The sequence below is a fragment of the Adhaeribacter swui genome (assembly GCF_014217805.1).
Classification (GTDB): domain Bacteria; phylum Bacteroidota; class Bacteroidia; order Cytophagales; family Hymenobacteraceae; genus Adhaeribacter; species Adhaeribacter swui.
On the sequence record NZ_CP055156.1, the window covers coordinates 4,851,333 to 4,866,108 of the forward strand.

Annotated in this window: 16 protein-coding genes; 6 read left to right on the forward strand and 10 right to left on the reverse strand. The window is 42.6% G+C overall.

All coding sequences use genetic code 11. The features are described 5' to 3' along the window. Window positions 1-343: 343 nt before the first annotated feature. From HUW51_RS20075 to yihA, 7 genes are all read right to left on the reverse strand, one after another. Window positions 344-805 (reverse strand): peptidylprolyl isomerase, encoded by a 462-nt coding sequence (locus HUW51_RS20075; protein WP_185271401.1) that lies wholly within the window; start codon window positions 803-805, stop codon window positions 344-346. Window positions 806-978: 173 nt separating this feature from the next. Beyond that, complete coding sequence (gene rsgA, locus HUW51_RS20080) at window positions 979-1,902, reverse strand: ribosome small subunit-dependent GTPase A (RefSeq protein ID WP_185271402.1); 924 nt, start codon at window positions 1,900-1,902, stop codon at window positions 979-981. Further along, window positions 1,899-3,152, reverse strand: a complete 1,254-nt coding sequence (locus HUW51_RS20085) for a 3-deoxy-D-manno-octulosonic acid transferase (RefSeq protein ID WP_185271403.1) — start codon at window positions 3,150-3,152, stop codon at window positions 1,899-1,901. The genes rsgA and HUW51_RS20085 overlap by 4 nt, the downstream gene beginning before the upstream one ends. A gap of 202 nt (window positions 3,153-3,354) precedes the next feature. Next, window positions 3,355-4,638, reverse strand: coding sequence for an aspartate kinase (locus HUW51_RS20090; protein WP_185271404.1), 1,284 nt, complete (start codon window positions 4,636-4,638; stop codon window positions 3,355-3,357). A gap of 124 nt (window positions 4,639-4,762) precedes the next feature. Then, on the reverse strand, window positions 4,763-5,227 hold the full coding sequence (locus tag HUW51_RS20095; RefSeq protein ID WP_185271405.1) for a DUF5606 family protein: 465 nt from the start codon (window positions 5,225-5,227) through the stop codon (window positions 4,763-4,765). A gap of 14 nt (window positions 5,228-5,241) precedes the next feature. Beyond that, complete coding sequence (locus tag HUW51_RS20100; RefSeq protein ID WP_185271406.1) at window positions 5,242-5,661, reverse strand: energy transducer TonB; 420 nt, start codon at window positions 5,659-5,661, stop codon at window positions 5,242-5,244. 64 nt (window positions 5,662-5,725) lie between these two features. Next, the gene (gene yihA, locus HUW51_RS20105; protein WP_185274605.1) at window positions 5,726-6,331 is read right to left on the reverse strand and encodes a ribosome biogenesis GTP-binding protein YihA/YsxC; all 606 of its coding nucleotides are present in this window, start codon (window positions 6,329-6,331) and stop codon (window positions 5,726-5,728) included. A gap of 506 nt (window positions 6,332-6,837) precedes the next feature. Between yihA and HUW51_RS20110 the strand changes: the two genes are divergently transcribed. The 6 genes from HUW51_RS20110 to HUW51_RS20135 all read left to right on the forward strand — a co-directional run bounded on the left by HUW51_RS20110 (window position 6,838) and on the right by HUW51_RS20135 (window position 12,780). Beyond that, on the forward strand, window positions 6,838-8,433 hold the full coding sequence (locus HUW51_RS20110) for a PD40 domain-containing protein (protein WP_185271407.1): 1,596 nt from the start codon (window positions 6,838-6,840) through the stop codon (window positions 8,431-8,433). 212 nt (window positions 8,434-8,645) lie between these two features. Continuing rightward, complete coding sequence (ubiE, locus tag HUW51_RS20115; protein WP_185271408.1) at window positions 8,646-9,368, forward strand: bifunctional demethylmenaquinone methyltransferase/2-methoxy-6-polyprenyl-1,4-benzoquinol methylase UbiE; 723 nt, start codon at window positions 8,646-8,648, stop codon at window positions 9,366-9,368. Then, window positions 9,317-10,063, forward strand: a complete 747-nt coding sequence (gene porT / locus HUW51_RS20120) for a type IX secretion/gliding motility protein PorT/SprT (RefSeq protein WP_185271409.1) — start codon at window positions 9,317-9,319, stop codon at window positions 10,061-10,063. Before ubiE ends, porT begins: the two co-directional genes overlap by 52 nt. Before the next feature lie 3 nt (window positions 10,064-10,066). After that, the gene (locus HUW51_RS20125) at window positions 10,067-10,813 is read left to right on the forward strand and encodes an SDR family NAD(P)-dependent oxidoreductase (RefSeq protein ID WP_185271410.1); all 747 of its coding nucleotides are present in this window, start codon (window positions 10,067-10,069) and stop codon (window positions 10,811-10,813) included. Window positions 10,814-10,858: 45 nt separating this feature from the next. Further along, on the forward strand, window positions 10,859-11,155 hold the full coding sequence (locus HUW51_RS20130; RefSeq protein ID WP_228466779.1) for a VOC family protein: 297 nt from the start codon (window positions 10,859-10,861) through the stop codon (window positions 11,153-11,155). A 284-nt stretch (window positions 11,156-11,439) separates the two neighbouring features. Continuing rightward, window positions 11,440-12,780, forward strand: a complete 1,341-nt coding sequence (locus HUW51_RS20135; RefSeq protein ID WP_185271411.1) for a saccharopine dehydrogenase family protein — start codon at window positions 11,440-11,442, stop codon at window positions 12,778-12,780. Here the strand turns inward: HUW51_RS20135 and HUW51_RS20140 are convergent. The 3 genes from HUW51_RS20140 to HUW51_RS20150 form a co-directional block, all read right to left on the reverse strand. Then, complete coding sequence (locus HUW51_RS20140; RefSeq protein WP_185271412.1) at window positions 12,777-13,490, reverse strand: tRNA1(Val) (adenine(37)-N6)-methyltransferase; 714 nt, start codon at window positions 13,488-13,490, stop codon at window positions 12,777-12,779. The two genes, HUW51_RS20135 and HUW51_RS20140, sit on opposite strands and share 4 nt — an antisense overlap. A gap of 9 nt (window positions 13,491-13,499) precedes the next feature. Then, window positions 13,500-13,964: a ribonuclease HI gene (gene rnhA / locus HUW51_RS20145; RefSeq protein WP_185271413.1), complete on the reverse strand. Its 465-nt coding sequence runs from the start codon at window positions 13,962-13,964 to the stop codon at window positions 13,500-13,502. A gap of 225 nt (window positions 13,965-14,189) precedes the next feature. Beyond that, window positions 14,190-14,759 carry a MarC family protein gene (locus tag HUW51_RS20150; RefSeq protein ID WP_185271414.1) on the reverse strand — a complete coding sequence of 190 codons (570 nt, stop codon included), beginning with the start codon at window positions 14,757-14,759 and terminating at the stop codon, window positions 14,190-14,192. Window positions 14,760-14,776 lie beyond the last annotated feature (17 nt).

The following is a 14,776-nucleotide window of genomic DNA, read 5'->3' on the forward strand; positions in this document are numbered from 1 at the left end:
TATGACGCCTACTATGGCGCGGAAGTTACTTCCGTGACTTAATGATCAAGATGGTCAAAAGTTCTCGTTCGCATAGCCACTGTTCTAGCTTTTATTTCTACTTGGAGTTGTTTCATAGCTGAGGTTCTGTTCTTTTTGTCTTGACACAAAAAGAACCAAAAAAGTCAAGACGCTAAAAACTCGCTGACCGCTTAGACAGTTTAGCGTCATCTTTTGCACCTGGTTAAGGCTATTTATTGCATAGCAACTAAGGTAAATTTTTAAAATTACCTACTATTTTTAAACTTGGATTAAACAAAAATGCCCGTTTTTACAACGGGCATTTTTTTTGTTAAGGGTTTAATTAGGCAGTTTCCTGAATTTCAATTTTCTCGATGCGGTCACCGGCTTTGATTTGGTCAATTACTTCCAGGCCTTCTACCACTTTACCAAAGCAAGTATGGTTTCGGTCTAAGTGAGCCGTGTTGTTGCGGCTGTGGCAGATAAAAAATTGAGAACCTCCGGTATTGCGGCCGGCGTGCGCCATTGATAAAACGCCGCGATCGTGGTATTGATTATCGCCGGTTAATTCGCAATCAATTTTGTAGCCAGGTCCGCCAGTACCGGGCATGCCTTTTGCCCCTTCGCGGGAATTAGGGCAACCACCCTGAATTACAAAATCCGGAATAACGCGGTGAAAGGTTAAACCATCATAAAAGCCTTTTTGCGCTAAGTCAATAAAGTTCTTAACTGTTTTGGGTGCATCCTTTTCGTAGAATTCCACTTTCATCACCCCTTTTGCAGTTTTTATTTCCGCCGTTTTCATGGTATTTACTTTTAGTTTAGAAATGCAAAATTATGCATAATTATCGAGGTCGAAAATAATGCGCTTATTTATCTTACTCTTATCTTACCCGTAGCTAAAATTAATTTTTTAAAAAATTGCATTTAGCCCTAACCCCATACTGCTCTTGCTTAAGAAAGTTTGCTTATTAGATCCTAGCGCCGGTTATCGGTTTCGGCAATAATACCGCGGTAGCTTTCGTAGCGGGTAAGCGAAATTTTGCCGGCTTTTAAGTCCTGCAAAACCGCGCACCCCGGCTCGTTAATGTGCAAGCAATTGTAGTATTTACATTGATTAAGCCGTTCCCGGATTTCCGGAAAAAAGTAACCGAGTTCTTCTTTTTCAATGTCTACCAAACCTAATTCTTTAATACCGGGCGTATCAATAATAAACGTTTCTGGTGATATCTCAAACATTTCGGCGTAGGTAGTGGTATGTTTGCCCTTATCTGAATAATCAGAAATTTCGGTAGTTTTCAGCTCTAAGCCCGGAGCCAGGTGGTTGATTAAAGTAGATTTACCAACGCCGGAATGGCCCGAGAACAATATTTTTTGCCCCGCCAGCAAATCTTTAATTTCCGGAATTCCCTGCCCTGAAACCGTAGAGCAAATAACGCCGGGATAATTAATTTGTTCGTACATGCGCAATACCTGTTGCTGGTACTGCGCTGTTTCGGCATCGTATAAATCAGATTTATTGTAAATAATGGTAACCGGAATATCGTAAGCTTCGGCGGTTATTAAAAAACGGTCGATAAACCCAAAAGAAGTACGCGGCGACACCAACGTTACCACCAAAAAAGCGCGGTCGATGTTGGCGGCAATAATGTGCGAGTGAGCCGTTTTGTGGGTAGATTTCCGGATAATGTAGTTTTCGCGTTCCGCAATATGGTGAATGGTACCTGTATTTTCACCGGCGTCTTCCAAATCAAATTCTACTTTATCGCCCACCGCTACCGGGTTGCTTACTTTTAAATCTTTTAATTTTATCTTACCCCGTAAGCGGCAGCGGTACAGGGTACCATCTTCGGTGCGCACCTGGTACCACGAACCCGTCGATTTCATTACTAATCCTTTCATGCTGTTTGGGGTAACCATTGTTTACAAGCCGCCACTATTGTAGCAGTAGCGCCGGCTTGTTGCGTTACGTAATTTTTATTTTTTTCGCTTAGCTGTTTTTGCTTTTGTTCATCGGCCTGAATTTGGTTAAACCGGGCTTGTAGCTCGGCGGTATTTTGCACCGGAAACGCGCCATGTAAGGCTACTAAATCTACAGCTTCCTTAAACTTGGTATAGGCCGGCCCAAAAAATAAAGGCAAACCAAATACGGCCGCTTCTAAGGTATTATGCAATCCTTTCCCGAAAGCGCCGCCAATATAAGCATAAGACCCGTAGCGGTACAAAGAAGATAATAAACCAATATTATCGATAATCATAATCCGGTAATCGGCAACGTGCGTTGGTGTTGCAGTAGAGTAGGTAGTGGCAATTTCGGGAAATTGGCTCAGCATTTCGGCAATTTGAGCCGGATGAATTTCGTGTGGCGCAATAACAAACTTAAGGGTAGTTAAATTTTCCTGAATAAAAGGCATTAGTACCCGCATATCGGCGGGCCAACTGCTGCCAATTACCATCATGGGCTCCTTATTTTTAAAATTTTCGATTATCGGAATGTTTTTAGCCGCGGCAGCGGTTTGTAAAACCCGGTCGAAGCGCGTGTCGCCGGCTACCGTAACCTGGCTTATGCCTTGTTGTGCTAGTAATTGTGCCGAAGCCTGATCCTGGGTAAACAGATGCGTAAAAAATTTTAAAATATTCCGGTAAAAACTGCCGTACGGTTTAAAAAACACCTGGTTTTCCCGGAAAATAGCCGAAATAGAAATTACCGGAATTTGCCGGGTATGCAGCTCCCGTAAATAATAATACCAAAATTCGTACTTCACAAAAACTGCCAAAACCGGTTTTACGAGCGCTACAAATTGCCGGGCATGGGCAGCAGTATCCAGCGGTAAATAAAAGATGTAATCGGCGCCCGCGTAATTTTTACGCACTTCGTAGCCCGAAGGCGAGAAAAAAGTTAAAGCAATTTTTACGTGCGGATATTCTTGTTTGATTTGCTCCATTACCGGTCGGCCTTGCTCAAACTCGCCCAGCGAAGCACAATGAAACCAAATTACCGGCGCCGCATTGCCCGCCATTTTTAGAGAAATAGTCTGAAAAATGTTTTTACGGCCATCTACCCATTGTTTCGCTTTATCGTGAAAAGGCGCACTGGACCGCAGTAACAAACCATAAAATTGAACTCCCAGCTTGTAAAGAAATGCGGCCATCCGGTAATTAATTAAAAAATTGAAGCAAATATCCCGGCAAAACATACCGTTTTATTTGCCGGCAAAAATAACGTTAATATCGATAAAAGGGTAACAGCAAAGTTTAACTTACTTTAACGGTATCTATCTGCCAAAAAAATATAAAAAAGTAATTACCTGAAATTTTAAAATTTTAAAAATAAAGACTGTACCAAACGCCTCATTAACTACTGGTAAGTACCGGCTCGGCTTTGCTTACAAACTGAAAAGTAGTGCGCGACCGTTGTTCCAGCAGCATGGTTTTGTTTTGGGTTAAAAAGTTTACACTGGCTTCGTCGTAGTTTTTAATGGTAAATAAAGTTAAGCCGGTATTGTAATGAATATGAAATTGTTCCTGCAACGATTGCCTAAATAGCTGCAAGCGGGTTTCGTCGTAGTCGGTGCAAATCGAAAAAGAAATGGCTGAGTTTTGCATCAGGTTTATCTTAAACCGGAAATTGGCTAAGGCCGCAAAAATGTGGCTTAAATTATTTTCATTAATAAAAGCATAATCTTTCTCCTGAAAAGAAATCAGACATTGATTTTGCTTTAAGATATAAGCCGGCGCTATTTTTTCGTGGCGGCAATCGTGAATAATGGTACCGGGCGCCTCCGGATTTAAAAAAGATTTTACAAGTAAAGGGATATGGCTGGTGGCTAAAGGTTTAATGGTTTTTGGATGAATAACGCTGGCACCGTAATAGGCCATTTCTACTGTTTCCTGGTAAGATATTTCTTCGTACAAAACCGTGTTCGGGAACAATTTCGGATCGGCATTTAATAAACCGGCTACGTCTTTCCAGATGGTAACAGACTCGGCCGCGAGGCTGTGCGCAAAAATAGCCGCCGAGTAATCCGAACCTTCCCGGCCCAGCGTGGTGGTTAATCCTTCGGCGGTGCCTCCTAAAAAGCCTTGGGTAATAACGTGCGCATTTTGCAATAAGGGCTTTACTACCTCTTGGATTTTAGTTTGAGTAGCGCCCCAATCTACCCGGCCTTCCCGCCAAAGGTTGTCGGTCCGGATAATCGAACGGCAATCTAACCAAGTGGTGGGTAAGGCTAAATCCTGTAAATAATGTTGCAAAATTATAGAAGCCAGCAGCTCGCCGTAGCTAACTACCTGGTCGTACTGAAAATCAAATAAGGTAGTTGGGTCAATAATCGCCAGGTATTCTTCTAATTGCCGGAATAATTCCTGCAAAGACGCATGTACGGGATGCTCTGTAGAAAATAAATCCTTGGCAATGTTTACATGATAGGCTTTCAGGTTGTTTAATTCGGGCCGGAAGTCTTGTTGCTGATAAGCTTTTTCGATTACTTTTTCTAAAGCGTTGGTGGTTTTACCCATAGCCGAAACCACCACCAGAATATAGTGGCCGTTTACCAGCTGCGCCTGCATAATAGAACCCACGTTCCGAACGGAAGCGGCATCCTTCACGGAGGCTCCCCCAAATTTAAAAACTTTCATGCTTTATGTTCCGATACCTTATATACTAAACCCAGGATTAGCGTGCTTACCTTTTAGGTTAAATTTTAAAAAAAACTTTATGTAAAAAAAAATCCTCCAACCGGAGGACTTCATTTTAAGATTTTTACTTTTCTGAATCTACTTCCGCCGATTCGGCTGGTTCTGCTTCGGCCGCCTCCGGGGCAGCTTCGGTTTCTGTAAAAGGTACGTACTTGCTTACAATGCTGTACCAGCTTACCAGTTTTTTAATATCCGACACGTATACTCGCGACCGGTCGTAATCCGGAATTATTTCTTCGATAAAAGCGTACAAGGCATCGTTGTTGGATTTGCTGTTAACCGGAATGTCCTGGCCGTGTTGCTGGCGAATCCGCTCAAATACCTCTGCTAATGGAACCGTAACTTCGGCATCTTCGGTATAAATAGATATTTCGTGCAGCAAAGAAATCCGATGCTTTGACTGCGCTACCATGCGGCTGGCTTTATCGTCCAGGGTTTCCACGATGACACCGCTACGGGTTGGACTAACAATCCGGTATAAGCCGCTCATGCCAGCGATGGAAGCAATGTCTTTTAAATTAACAGGCATAAATCTAGTTTTAATTAAAGTTTAAAATTAATCGGAATGCTGTAATTAGAAGCAAAACCGGGAGCATTAAATTTTAGTAATTTTACTACGCGCAAGGCCTCGTCGCCGCAGCCGCCGCCAATATTTTTTAAAATTTTAGCATTAGCCACTGTGCCGTCGTCGTTCATGGTAAAGCCAATAATTACCTGGCCCATAATACGGTTACGTTTGGCTAATGCCGGATACTGCATTTCTTTGGCAATAAAGTCGTACATCGCCGTTTGACCACCTTCGTAAAATTGCGCAAAAGGCAAAGCTTTATCTACCCCAACTTTATTTTTAGGCGCCTCGGTAGTTTGAGGGGCTTCTGTTGCGGGGGTGGTTTGGGCATTAACCGCGTTAGCGGCTGCAAAGAAAGCAAAACTTAAAATAGAAATCGATAATTTTAAACGCATAATAATTTAATCGCTAAAGGTTGATTGCAGAACGTCGGGAAAGCCAAGATTAGTGCCAATTTTTTTAATTTTTCAGCAGTTCTTCGTTGGTTTCGGCGATAAAATCCAGGATTTCGTCGCGGCCTTTTTTCTCGGTTGAAGAAGTAATAAACAGGCGCGGCAGCTCTTCCCAAGTTTGCAGCAAAGTGCGTTTAAACGTAGCAATATTCATTTGCGTTTTCTGAACCGATTGCTTATCGGTTTTGGTAAAAACCAAAACAAACGGCACACCCATTTCGCCCAATACCTGAATAAATTCCAAATCGGTTTTTTGCGGCTCCAGCCGCGAATCGATGAGTAAAAAAACGCAGGCTAAATTTTCACGTTTTCCCAAATAAGCCTTCACCATTTTCGACCACTTTTCGCGGGAAGTCTGGCTTACGCGGGCCCAACCATAACCCGGTAAATCAACCAGATACCAGGAGTCGTTAATTAAAAAGTGGTTAATTAACTGGGTTTTGCCGGGCAAAGAAGAAGTTTTGGCTAACTTGGTCCGTTCGGTAAGCATGTTTATTAACGACGATTTACCCACGTTAGACCGGCCAATAAAAGCGTATTCGGGCAATTTTGTTTCCGGACATTTGGCTACCTCGGTGTTGCTACTAATAAATTTAGCTTCTTTTATAACCATCATAATTCCTTCAAATTCCGGTAAATAAGTTTTAACTGTTTCTGCAGCGTTGCCTACAGGATTTACAAATATAAGAAATTCTCGGGCAAAGGTTGGCAGGCAGTCCAGGATAACCAAAACCGATAGGCTGATTACATCTTTAAAAATTAAAATTTTTAAAATTTTTCACAATTTTAAATGTATTCAGGAACGCAGCACACGAATTGGATTGTTGCCTGTAAAATTATTTTTAGTGCTAAACTTTTATATAGGCACAAAACTTGTGTTTAAAGCTTTTAAGCTTATATAGCTGTTTTATTTTACTCAGTGCCCTTTAATGCAAAAATTAGGTTTATGATTTGTTAAATATTAATATCTTTATAAAACCTTTTTATTTAATTTATTAAAATCATTAAAACTGCTTAAAGTTAGTTCCAGGAAAATACATAAATTATATTGGCGCCATAATTAAAACTAACAGCAACAAACTTTTTTAAAATTTTTGCCTATCATCTTAATTTCTACTCATGATTTTTTACCCTGGCAGACACATTCGCCTCTTATTTTTAGGATTAGTTTGTTTTTGTAGTGCGCCGGTGCACGCGCAAAAAGAGCGTTCTTTTTTAAAAACTGCCGATTCTTATTTTATGGTAGGTAATTACCGCGCCGCTATTCCGTATTATGAGCAGGTTTTAAACAGCGATAAAGCGCAACCGCTTGCTTTATACCGGGCCGGCGTAAGTTATTTAGCTTACGATAAAGACCGGGCCAGTGATTATTTATATAAAGCGCAACGGCTAAATCCCAATGTGGCGCCGGATATTGAGTACTGGCTAGGGCGGGCCGATCACGTAAATTACCGCTTCGACGACGCCGTGGAGCACTATAAGTTGTACGCCAATACTTTACCTAAAAACGCGCAAGCCCGGAAAGAAGTAGATTTACTTATTCAGCAAAGCCGCACTGCGCAAAAATTTGTGCAAAAACCCAAAGATTTGTTTGTCCGGAACCTGGGCCCAACCATTAACTCGCCTTTTTCGGACCATAGCCCGGTTATTTCCCGCGATAACAAAACCTTAATTTACACTACCCGCAACCGGACTGCCGTGCACGAAAAAGTAAACACCGATGGCGAATATACCGAAGAAATAGTGGAAGCAGTGCGTTTAGATGCGGATACCTGGTCCGAACCGCGTTCTTTAAATTTACACCTGAACAGCAAAGGCCACGATGCGTCTATTCAATTATTCGATAACGATACCAGGTTGCTGATGTACCGCCAATCGCAAAACGGCGACTTTTATGTGGCGCGTAGAAAAGAATCGAACTGGAGCTTACCCGAAAAACTGAACGGCCACATTAACACCCCCAACTACGAAAGTGATGCTTTTATAACCCACGATAATAACACGTTGTATTTTGCAACTACGCATTTTTCTAAAAAAGGCGATAAAGATTTATTTATGAGCCGGAAAGATGCCAACGGCGTTTGGGGCAAGCCGGTAAGTTTAGGTAACACTATAAATACTGCTTTCGATGAAGATAGTCCGTTTTTAACCCCGGATGGCAAAACACTGTACTTTACTTCGCGGGGGCACAATACCATGGGCGGCTACGACGTATTTGTTTCGCACCTCGATTCCGTAACCCAAACCTGGTCGGCACCCGAAAATATGGGTTATCCTATTAACTCGCCTGATGATGACACTTACTTCCGGCTGAATGCCGATGGAACTATGGCTTATTTATCGTCGTACCGGATGGGCGGCTACGGCGAAAAGGATATCTGGTCGATTGATTTAAGTAAAGAAGTAAAGATAAAAGGGCAGGTAGCCAATGCAGAAAAAGTGGATGCTACCACTTTAGAAATAAACTTTACCAGCCGGCCTAAAAACAACCGGGCTTTACAATATTACGCGCCGGTATTGAGCACCGGCGATTTTGAAATTCAATTGCAGTCGGGACGCACGTACCAGGTTACGTTTAAGCAAAATGGCCAGGTAATTAGCACCCAGGAGTACGAAGTGCCCGCTACCGCTGCCCCCGAGGTTGTAAAAACCGCCGCTTTCCGGATTTTGGAAGATAAACTCTCGCAGGCCGCTCCGGTAAAAAGTAAGAAGTAAAGCTAATTTTTAAATTTTTAAAATTTTGTTCGGCCAATAAGCGCCATTTTTAGCATTCCGAATTCAATAAACAAAATACTGCAGAGGGTTTTGTAATTTAATACAACATTGCTCGTTTAATAGGCTAAACTCCGGTTTAGCCTATTTTTTTTAAAAAGCTACGTATTACAGGTATTCCATTGTACTTTTGACCCCGGATGTAAATACAAGTTATGAGCGTAGTTCCCTATAAAGATACCGCCGACAACAAAAAATCGCAAGTGGCGCACATGTTTAACAGCATTGCGGGTAAATACGATTTTCTAAATCATTTTTTAAGTGCCGGTATTGATATTATCTGGCGAAAAAAAGCCATTGATTTAGTAGCCCGAAATAAACCCCAGTACATTTTAGATATTGCCACCGGCACCGGCGATTTTGCTATCGAAGCCCAACGGCTTAAACCTAAAAAAATTATTGGGGTAGATATTTCGGAAGGCATGTTGGCCGTGGGCCGCGAAAAAATCCAGAAAAAGCAACTCAGCCATTTAATCGAGTTAAAATCCGGCGATTCGGAAAATCTGGAATTTAACGCCAACGAGTTTGACGCCGTGATGGCCGCTTTTGGCGTGCGCAATTTTGAAAATCTGGAAAAAGGATTATCAGAAATGTACCGCGTTTTAAAACCCGGTGGCCAGGTGGTTATTCTGGAGTTTTCGAAACCCAAGGCTTTCCCGTTTAAGCAAGGTTATAATTTTTATTTTAAACATATTTTACCGGTTTTTGGTAAGCTAATCTCGAAAGACCGGGCGGCTTATACGTATTTGCCCGAATCAGTGCAGGCATTTCCGGACGGCCCGGATTTTACTACCATATTATCGCAAGTCGGATTTAAATCTACAGCATGGCATCCTCTTACCTTTGGCATCAGTTCTATTTACGTGGGCACCAAGTAATTTGGGGTATTTTATTTTTTGTGTTGGTAACGGGTTTACCAAACGCGCAGGCGCAGCAAAAAATTAAAAAAATAAACCTTTCTAACCACGATGACAAATCCATGCACTACGGCTTTCATTTAAGCCTGAACATGGCCAAATTCAGACTGGAACATTCGCAGTATTACCGGGATAGCGTTTACCGGCCCGATGGCAGCACCATTTTCTCGAAAGGCACGCCGGGCTTTAACATTGGCTTTGTTTTAAATAAAAAAATTACCGACTACGTAGATTTGCGCTTTTTGCCGGGCGTAGGGTTTTATTCCCGCACGCTCACTTACAAAGATTTTGAAGGCGTAGAAAGTACCCAGGAGTTTGGCATTACGGCCGCCGAATTTCCGTTATTGTTTAAATTAAAATCGGAACGGCGTAAAAATGTGCGCATGTACGTAGTGGGCGGAGCCAAAGCATCCGTAAACGTGGGCAACAAGAAAAAAGGCGATGCCGTAACTTCCCTGGAAATAAACGCCAACGATTTTGCCATTGAGTACGGTGTAGGAGTTGATTTATTTTATCCATTTTTTAAGTTTGCTCCCGAAATCCGGTTTTCTAATGGCTTAACTAATTTACGGTCGCCCGGAAATAGTTTGGGGGCTCGCAGCCTGGACCGGGTTACTACCAATACCGTTACCTTGTACTTATTTTTCGAAAACTAAACTATGAATAAAATTGCCTTAGTTACCGGCGCTACTTCCGGAATTGGTTGGGCTACGGCCGTTTCTTTAGCCAAAGCAGGTTACCGGATTATTGCTACAGGCCGCCGGGCCGAGCGTTTAACGGCTTTGCAACAAGAAATTGACCAGCCTATATTGCCTTTACAATTTGATGTTCGAGATAAGCAGGCAGTAAAAAAGGCTATTGCCAGTATACCAGCAGAATGGCAACAAATTGCGGTTTTAGTGAATAATGCCGGTAACGCCCACGGTTTGTCGCCCATTCAGGACGGTGATGAATTAGACTGGGAAATGATGATCGATATTAATGTAAAAGGTTTGTTGTACGTTTCCAAAGAAATCATTCCTTTCATGATTAAACAACAAGCCGGGCACATTATTAACATTGGCTCCGTGGCCGGCAAAGAAGTTTACCTGAATGGCAACGTATACTGCGCTTCTAAATTTGCCGTAGATGCGCTTAGCCAAGGCATGCGCCTGGATTTAAACAAAGAAGGCATAAAAGTTTCGGAAGTAAACCCGGGCTTAGTACAAACCGAGTTTTCGGAAGTACGGTTTAAAGGCGATACCGAACGGGCCGAAAACGTGTACAAAGGGTTTCAACCATTGGTAGCACAGGATATTGCCGATTTAATTGTATTTATGGTTACCCGGCCCCCGCACGTAAACCTGGCTGAAATTCTTATTTTACCAACGGCTCAGGCCAGCGCCACGCTCGTTAAAAAAGCTTAAATTTTAATATAATTTATTGTAGGGCTCATTTTAAAAAACGGCCGCATGGAGTTTGCAAAAATCAAAGAAACCTGCCTCTATGTGTCGGATTTAGCGAAGAGCAAATATTTATACCACCAACAATTAGGCTTACCCTTGATAAGTGAAGTACCCGGTCGGCATTTGTTTTTGCGGGCGGGTAGTTCGGTGTTGCTTTGCTTTATCGCCGATGCCGCCAAACAATCCACGGAAGTACCGCCGCATTTTGGTTCCGGACACCTGCATCTGGCTTTTGAAACATCACCGGCAGAATACCCGCTTTGGAAAGCTAAACTACAAGCAATGCAAATCCCGATAGAATAGGAACACCACTGGGGCAACGGTTTTTACTCTTTGTACTTTCGCGATCCGGACCAGCATTGCCTCGAAATCGTCATGACGGGTATGTGGGAGAGAAGCAAGCTGGTTAGATGCTAGACAATAGATATTAAACGCTAGATGTTCGATATTGATGAATGAGGAGATTGGAGAAAAATAGCTTGGCCAAGCACTTATTCAAAATGATCAAATTTTAAAAATCTGCCTTTTACTAGCAAATCTTACATAGTTTTAGATAATTAGCGCTTGGTGTTTAGATTTAGGTAATTATGAAGCATATTTTACTGCTGGGTGCGGGCCGCTCCTCGGTTTACCTAATTGATTATTTAATTAGTCAGGCTCCTCTTCAAGATTGGCACCTAACCATTGCTGATTTAGATACCCAACCTTTACAAAGCCGCTTCGCTGGTTCTCCCCAACTTACTTTAGTAAATTTTAATATTCACAATCCGGAAAATTTAAAAAATTGGGTACCCGCCGCTGATTTAGTAATTTCCATGTTGCCCGCTGCTTTTCATTTGGCGGTGGCAAAAGCATGTCTAGAATTTAAAAAACATTTTCTTACGGCCTCGTACATTACGCCCGAAATCCAGAACTTACACGGAGAAGCGCAACAAAATAAATTGTTGTTTTTGATGGAAACCGGTTTAGATCCGGGCATCGACCATCTTTCGGCCATGGAAACAATCTCCCGGATTCAGGCGCCGGGAGGGGAATTATTGGCTTTTAAATCATACACGGGTGGTTTGGTGGCACCTGAGTCAGATAATAATCCCTGGCATTACAAAATATCCTGGAACCCGCGCAATGTAGTGCTGGCCGGTAAGGGCACTGCCACGTTCCTGCAAAATAATAAACCCAAGTACATCCCGTACCCGCAATTATTCCGCCGCACCGAAATAATAACTGTTCCGGGTTTGGGGCCATTAGAAGGGTACGCCAACCGCGATTCGCTGCTCTATCGGAAAGCCTATAACTTAGATACCATACCAACTTTGCTGCGGGGCACCTTGCGCTGGCCGGGTTTCTGCAGCGCCTGGCACCAGTTAGTTACATTGGGTTTAACAGATGATCATTATACTGTACCAAATTCCGACAACATCACTTACGCCCAGTGGCTGGAGTATTATTTACCCGAAACAGCAGGAGCAGACTCCATCTTAGCTAAACGCCTGGCCGATTTTTTAAAAATTCAGGAAGATAGCCCGGAGTTGGAAGCCATCCGGTATTTAGGTTTACTGGGCGACCGAATAATAGGGCTGAAGGAAGCAAGCCCGGCCCAGATTTTAGAACAATGTTTGGTGCAGAAACTAAAACTACAACCCACCGACCGGGACTTAGTTGTAATGCAGCACGAGTTCCAGTATAGGTTGGCGGGAATAAAAAAACGCCTGAAATCGTCTTTGGTGCTGGAAGGTAAAGATGCCACTTACACCGCCATGGCAAAAACGGTAGGTATGCCGCTGGCTTTTGCTGCCGAATTAATTTTGCAAGAAAAAATAACCCTTACAGGCGTGCACCTGCCCATTTACCCGGAACTGTACCAGCCCATACTGGCCCGTTTAAAATCAATCGGCATTGGCTTTACAGAGCAGGAAGAAATTTTTTAAAAAATCAGGTAGTAAAGTTGAAGTAAATTTTTAAATTCCGGGGTATATGCTTCTGTTTCGGTGCGGATAAAGAGCGCCGTTGTTTTTACCTCGGGCGGCGTCTGAAAGCGAAATTGTAAAATGCTCCGGATATGTTTGCCGTTTATTTTGGTATACATTTTAACTTCCTGCTGCAGAAACAAGCCAAAGGTATTTGCCAAATCAATCACCAGTCCGGCTTCGTACGGCGGTAACAACAAATAAACCGCTCCTTGGGCATTCAAATTTTTTTTACAAAACCGAAGCAGATCCAAAAAAGGCAAGTCTATGGTGTGCATGGCCTGGTTGCGGGCCTTGTTCCCGGATTTAAGCGAACTTTGGTAAAACGGCGGATTACTAATGATTACATCATAAGTAGTAGTATTTACCTGCTCATACTCCTGCAACGAACCTTTAAATAACTGCAACCGATCTGACCAGGAACTATTTTTAAAATTTCCCCGGGCTTGCTCTGCGGCCGGTTCGTCAATTTCTACAGCTTGTATGGTAGCGGCGGACCGTTGAGCCGCCATAAGGGCCAGCAAACCCGTACCGGTGCCAATATCCAGAATAGAAGCGGCATTTTCCACGGGTACCCAGGCCCCGAATAAACAAGAATCGGTGCAAACTTTCATGGCACATTGGTCTTGTTCTATCCGGAACCGCTTAAACTGAAAATAAGAGTTAGCCACTTGAATTCCTTACTTCAAAGACTTTTCGGCCGCTTCGTACCCGTGATCGATGAGCAGATTCGGGCTTAAGGCGCTGGCAACTGCTAATTGGTCGCAGCGTTCATTTTCCGGGTGTCCGGCGTGCCCTTTGAGCCACACGAAGCTAACTTTAAATTTACGATAAACTGCCAGAAAGCGGGCCCATAAATCGGCATTTGCTTTACCGGCAAAGCCTTTTTTCTGCCAGCCAAATACCCACTTTTTCTCCACGGCATCTACCACGTATTTAGAGTCGGAGTAAATGGTTACCGGAATATCCGGGGTTTTCAGGGCTTCGAGGCCCACAATAACGGCAAGTAACTCCATGCGGTTATTGGTGGTTCGGCGGTAACCTGCCGTTAGTTCTTTCTCGAACTGTTTAAATCGTAAAATGGTACCGTACCCGCCAGGTCCCGGATTACCCCGCGAAGAACCGTCGGTGAATATCTGAATCAAGAGAAATTATATTTAGTTAGAAGGTTGGAAGGTTGTTTTTAGTTAAAAAGTTGAAAGGTTGGAAAGTTTGAAGGTTGTGTTGGTTTGTAGATTGAATTGATAATGAGTGAAATTTTTAAAGTTAATTTTTATACTAACTTTAGTTAGGCTTAAAACTTAAGAATGTAAAATTTTTAAATTTTTCAACTTTCCAACCTTTCAACTTCCCAACCTTTCAACCAAATTTCAAGACAAGTGAATGTTGCTTTTGAATAGTTTGATGGCAATGGCCAGTAAAATTACCCCGAATACTTTCCGCAGAATATCGGAGCCGGTGTCGCCGAGTTTTTGTTCAATCCAGCTGGACGATTTTAGAACGGTGTACACAAAAATTAAATTTAATATAATACCAACTAAGATATTGACCAAAGCATAAGCTGCCCTTAAAGACAGGAGGGTAGTTAATGTACCGGCCCCTACAATTAAAGGAAAAGCCAAAGGCACGATGGAGCCACTTTTCGAATTTGGGTTAGATTGGAACAAGTGAATGCCCAGCACCATTTCCATCCCGATTAAGAACAAAATAATAGCACCGGCCAGAGCAAAAGATTCAAAGTCTAAACCAAATAATTTTAAAATTTCCTGGCCCAAAAACAAAAACAAGATCATGAGCACGCCGGCTACCAACGTGGCTTTTTCGGATTGAATAACGCCTTCCCGCTTGCGTAACTCAATAATAATCGGGATAGACCCAATAATGTCGATGATGGCGAATAAAATTAACGTGACGGATAGTATTTCTTTAAAGTTAAGCATATAGCACCAAAAGCGGG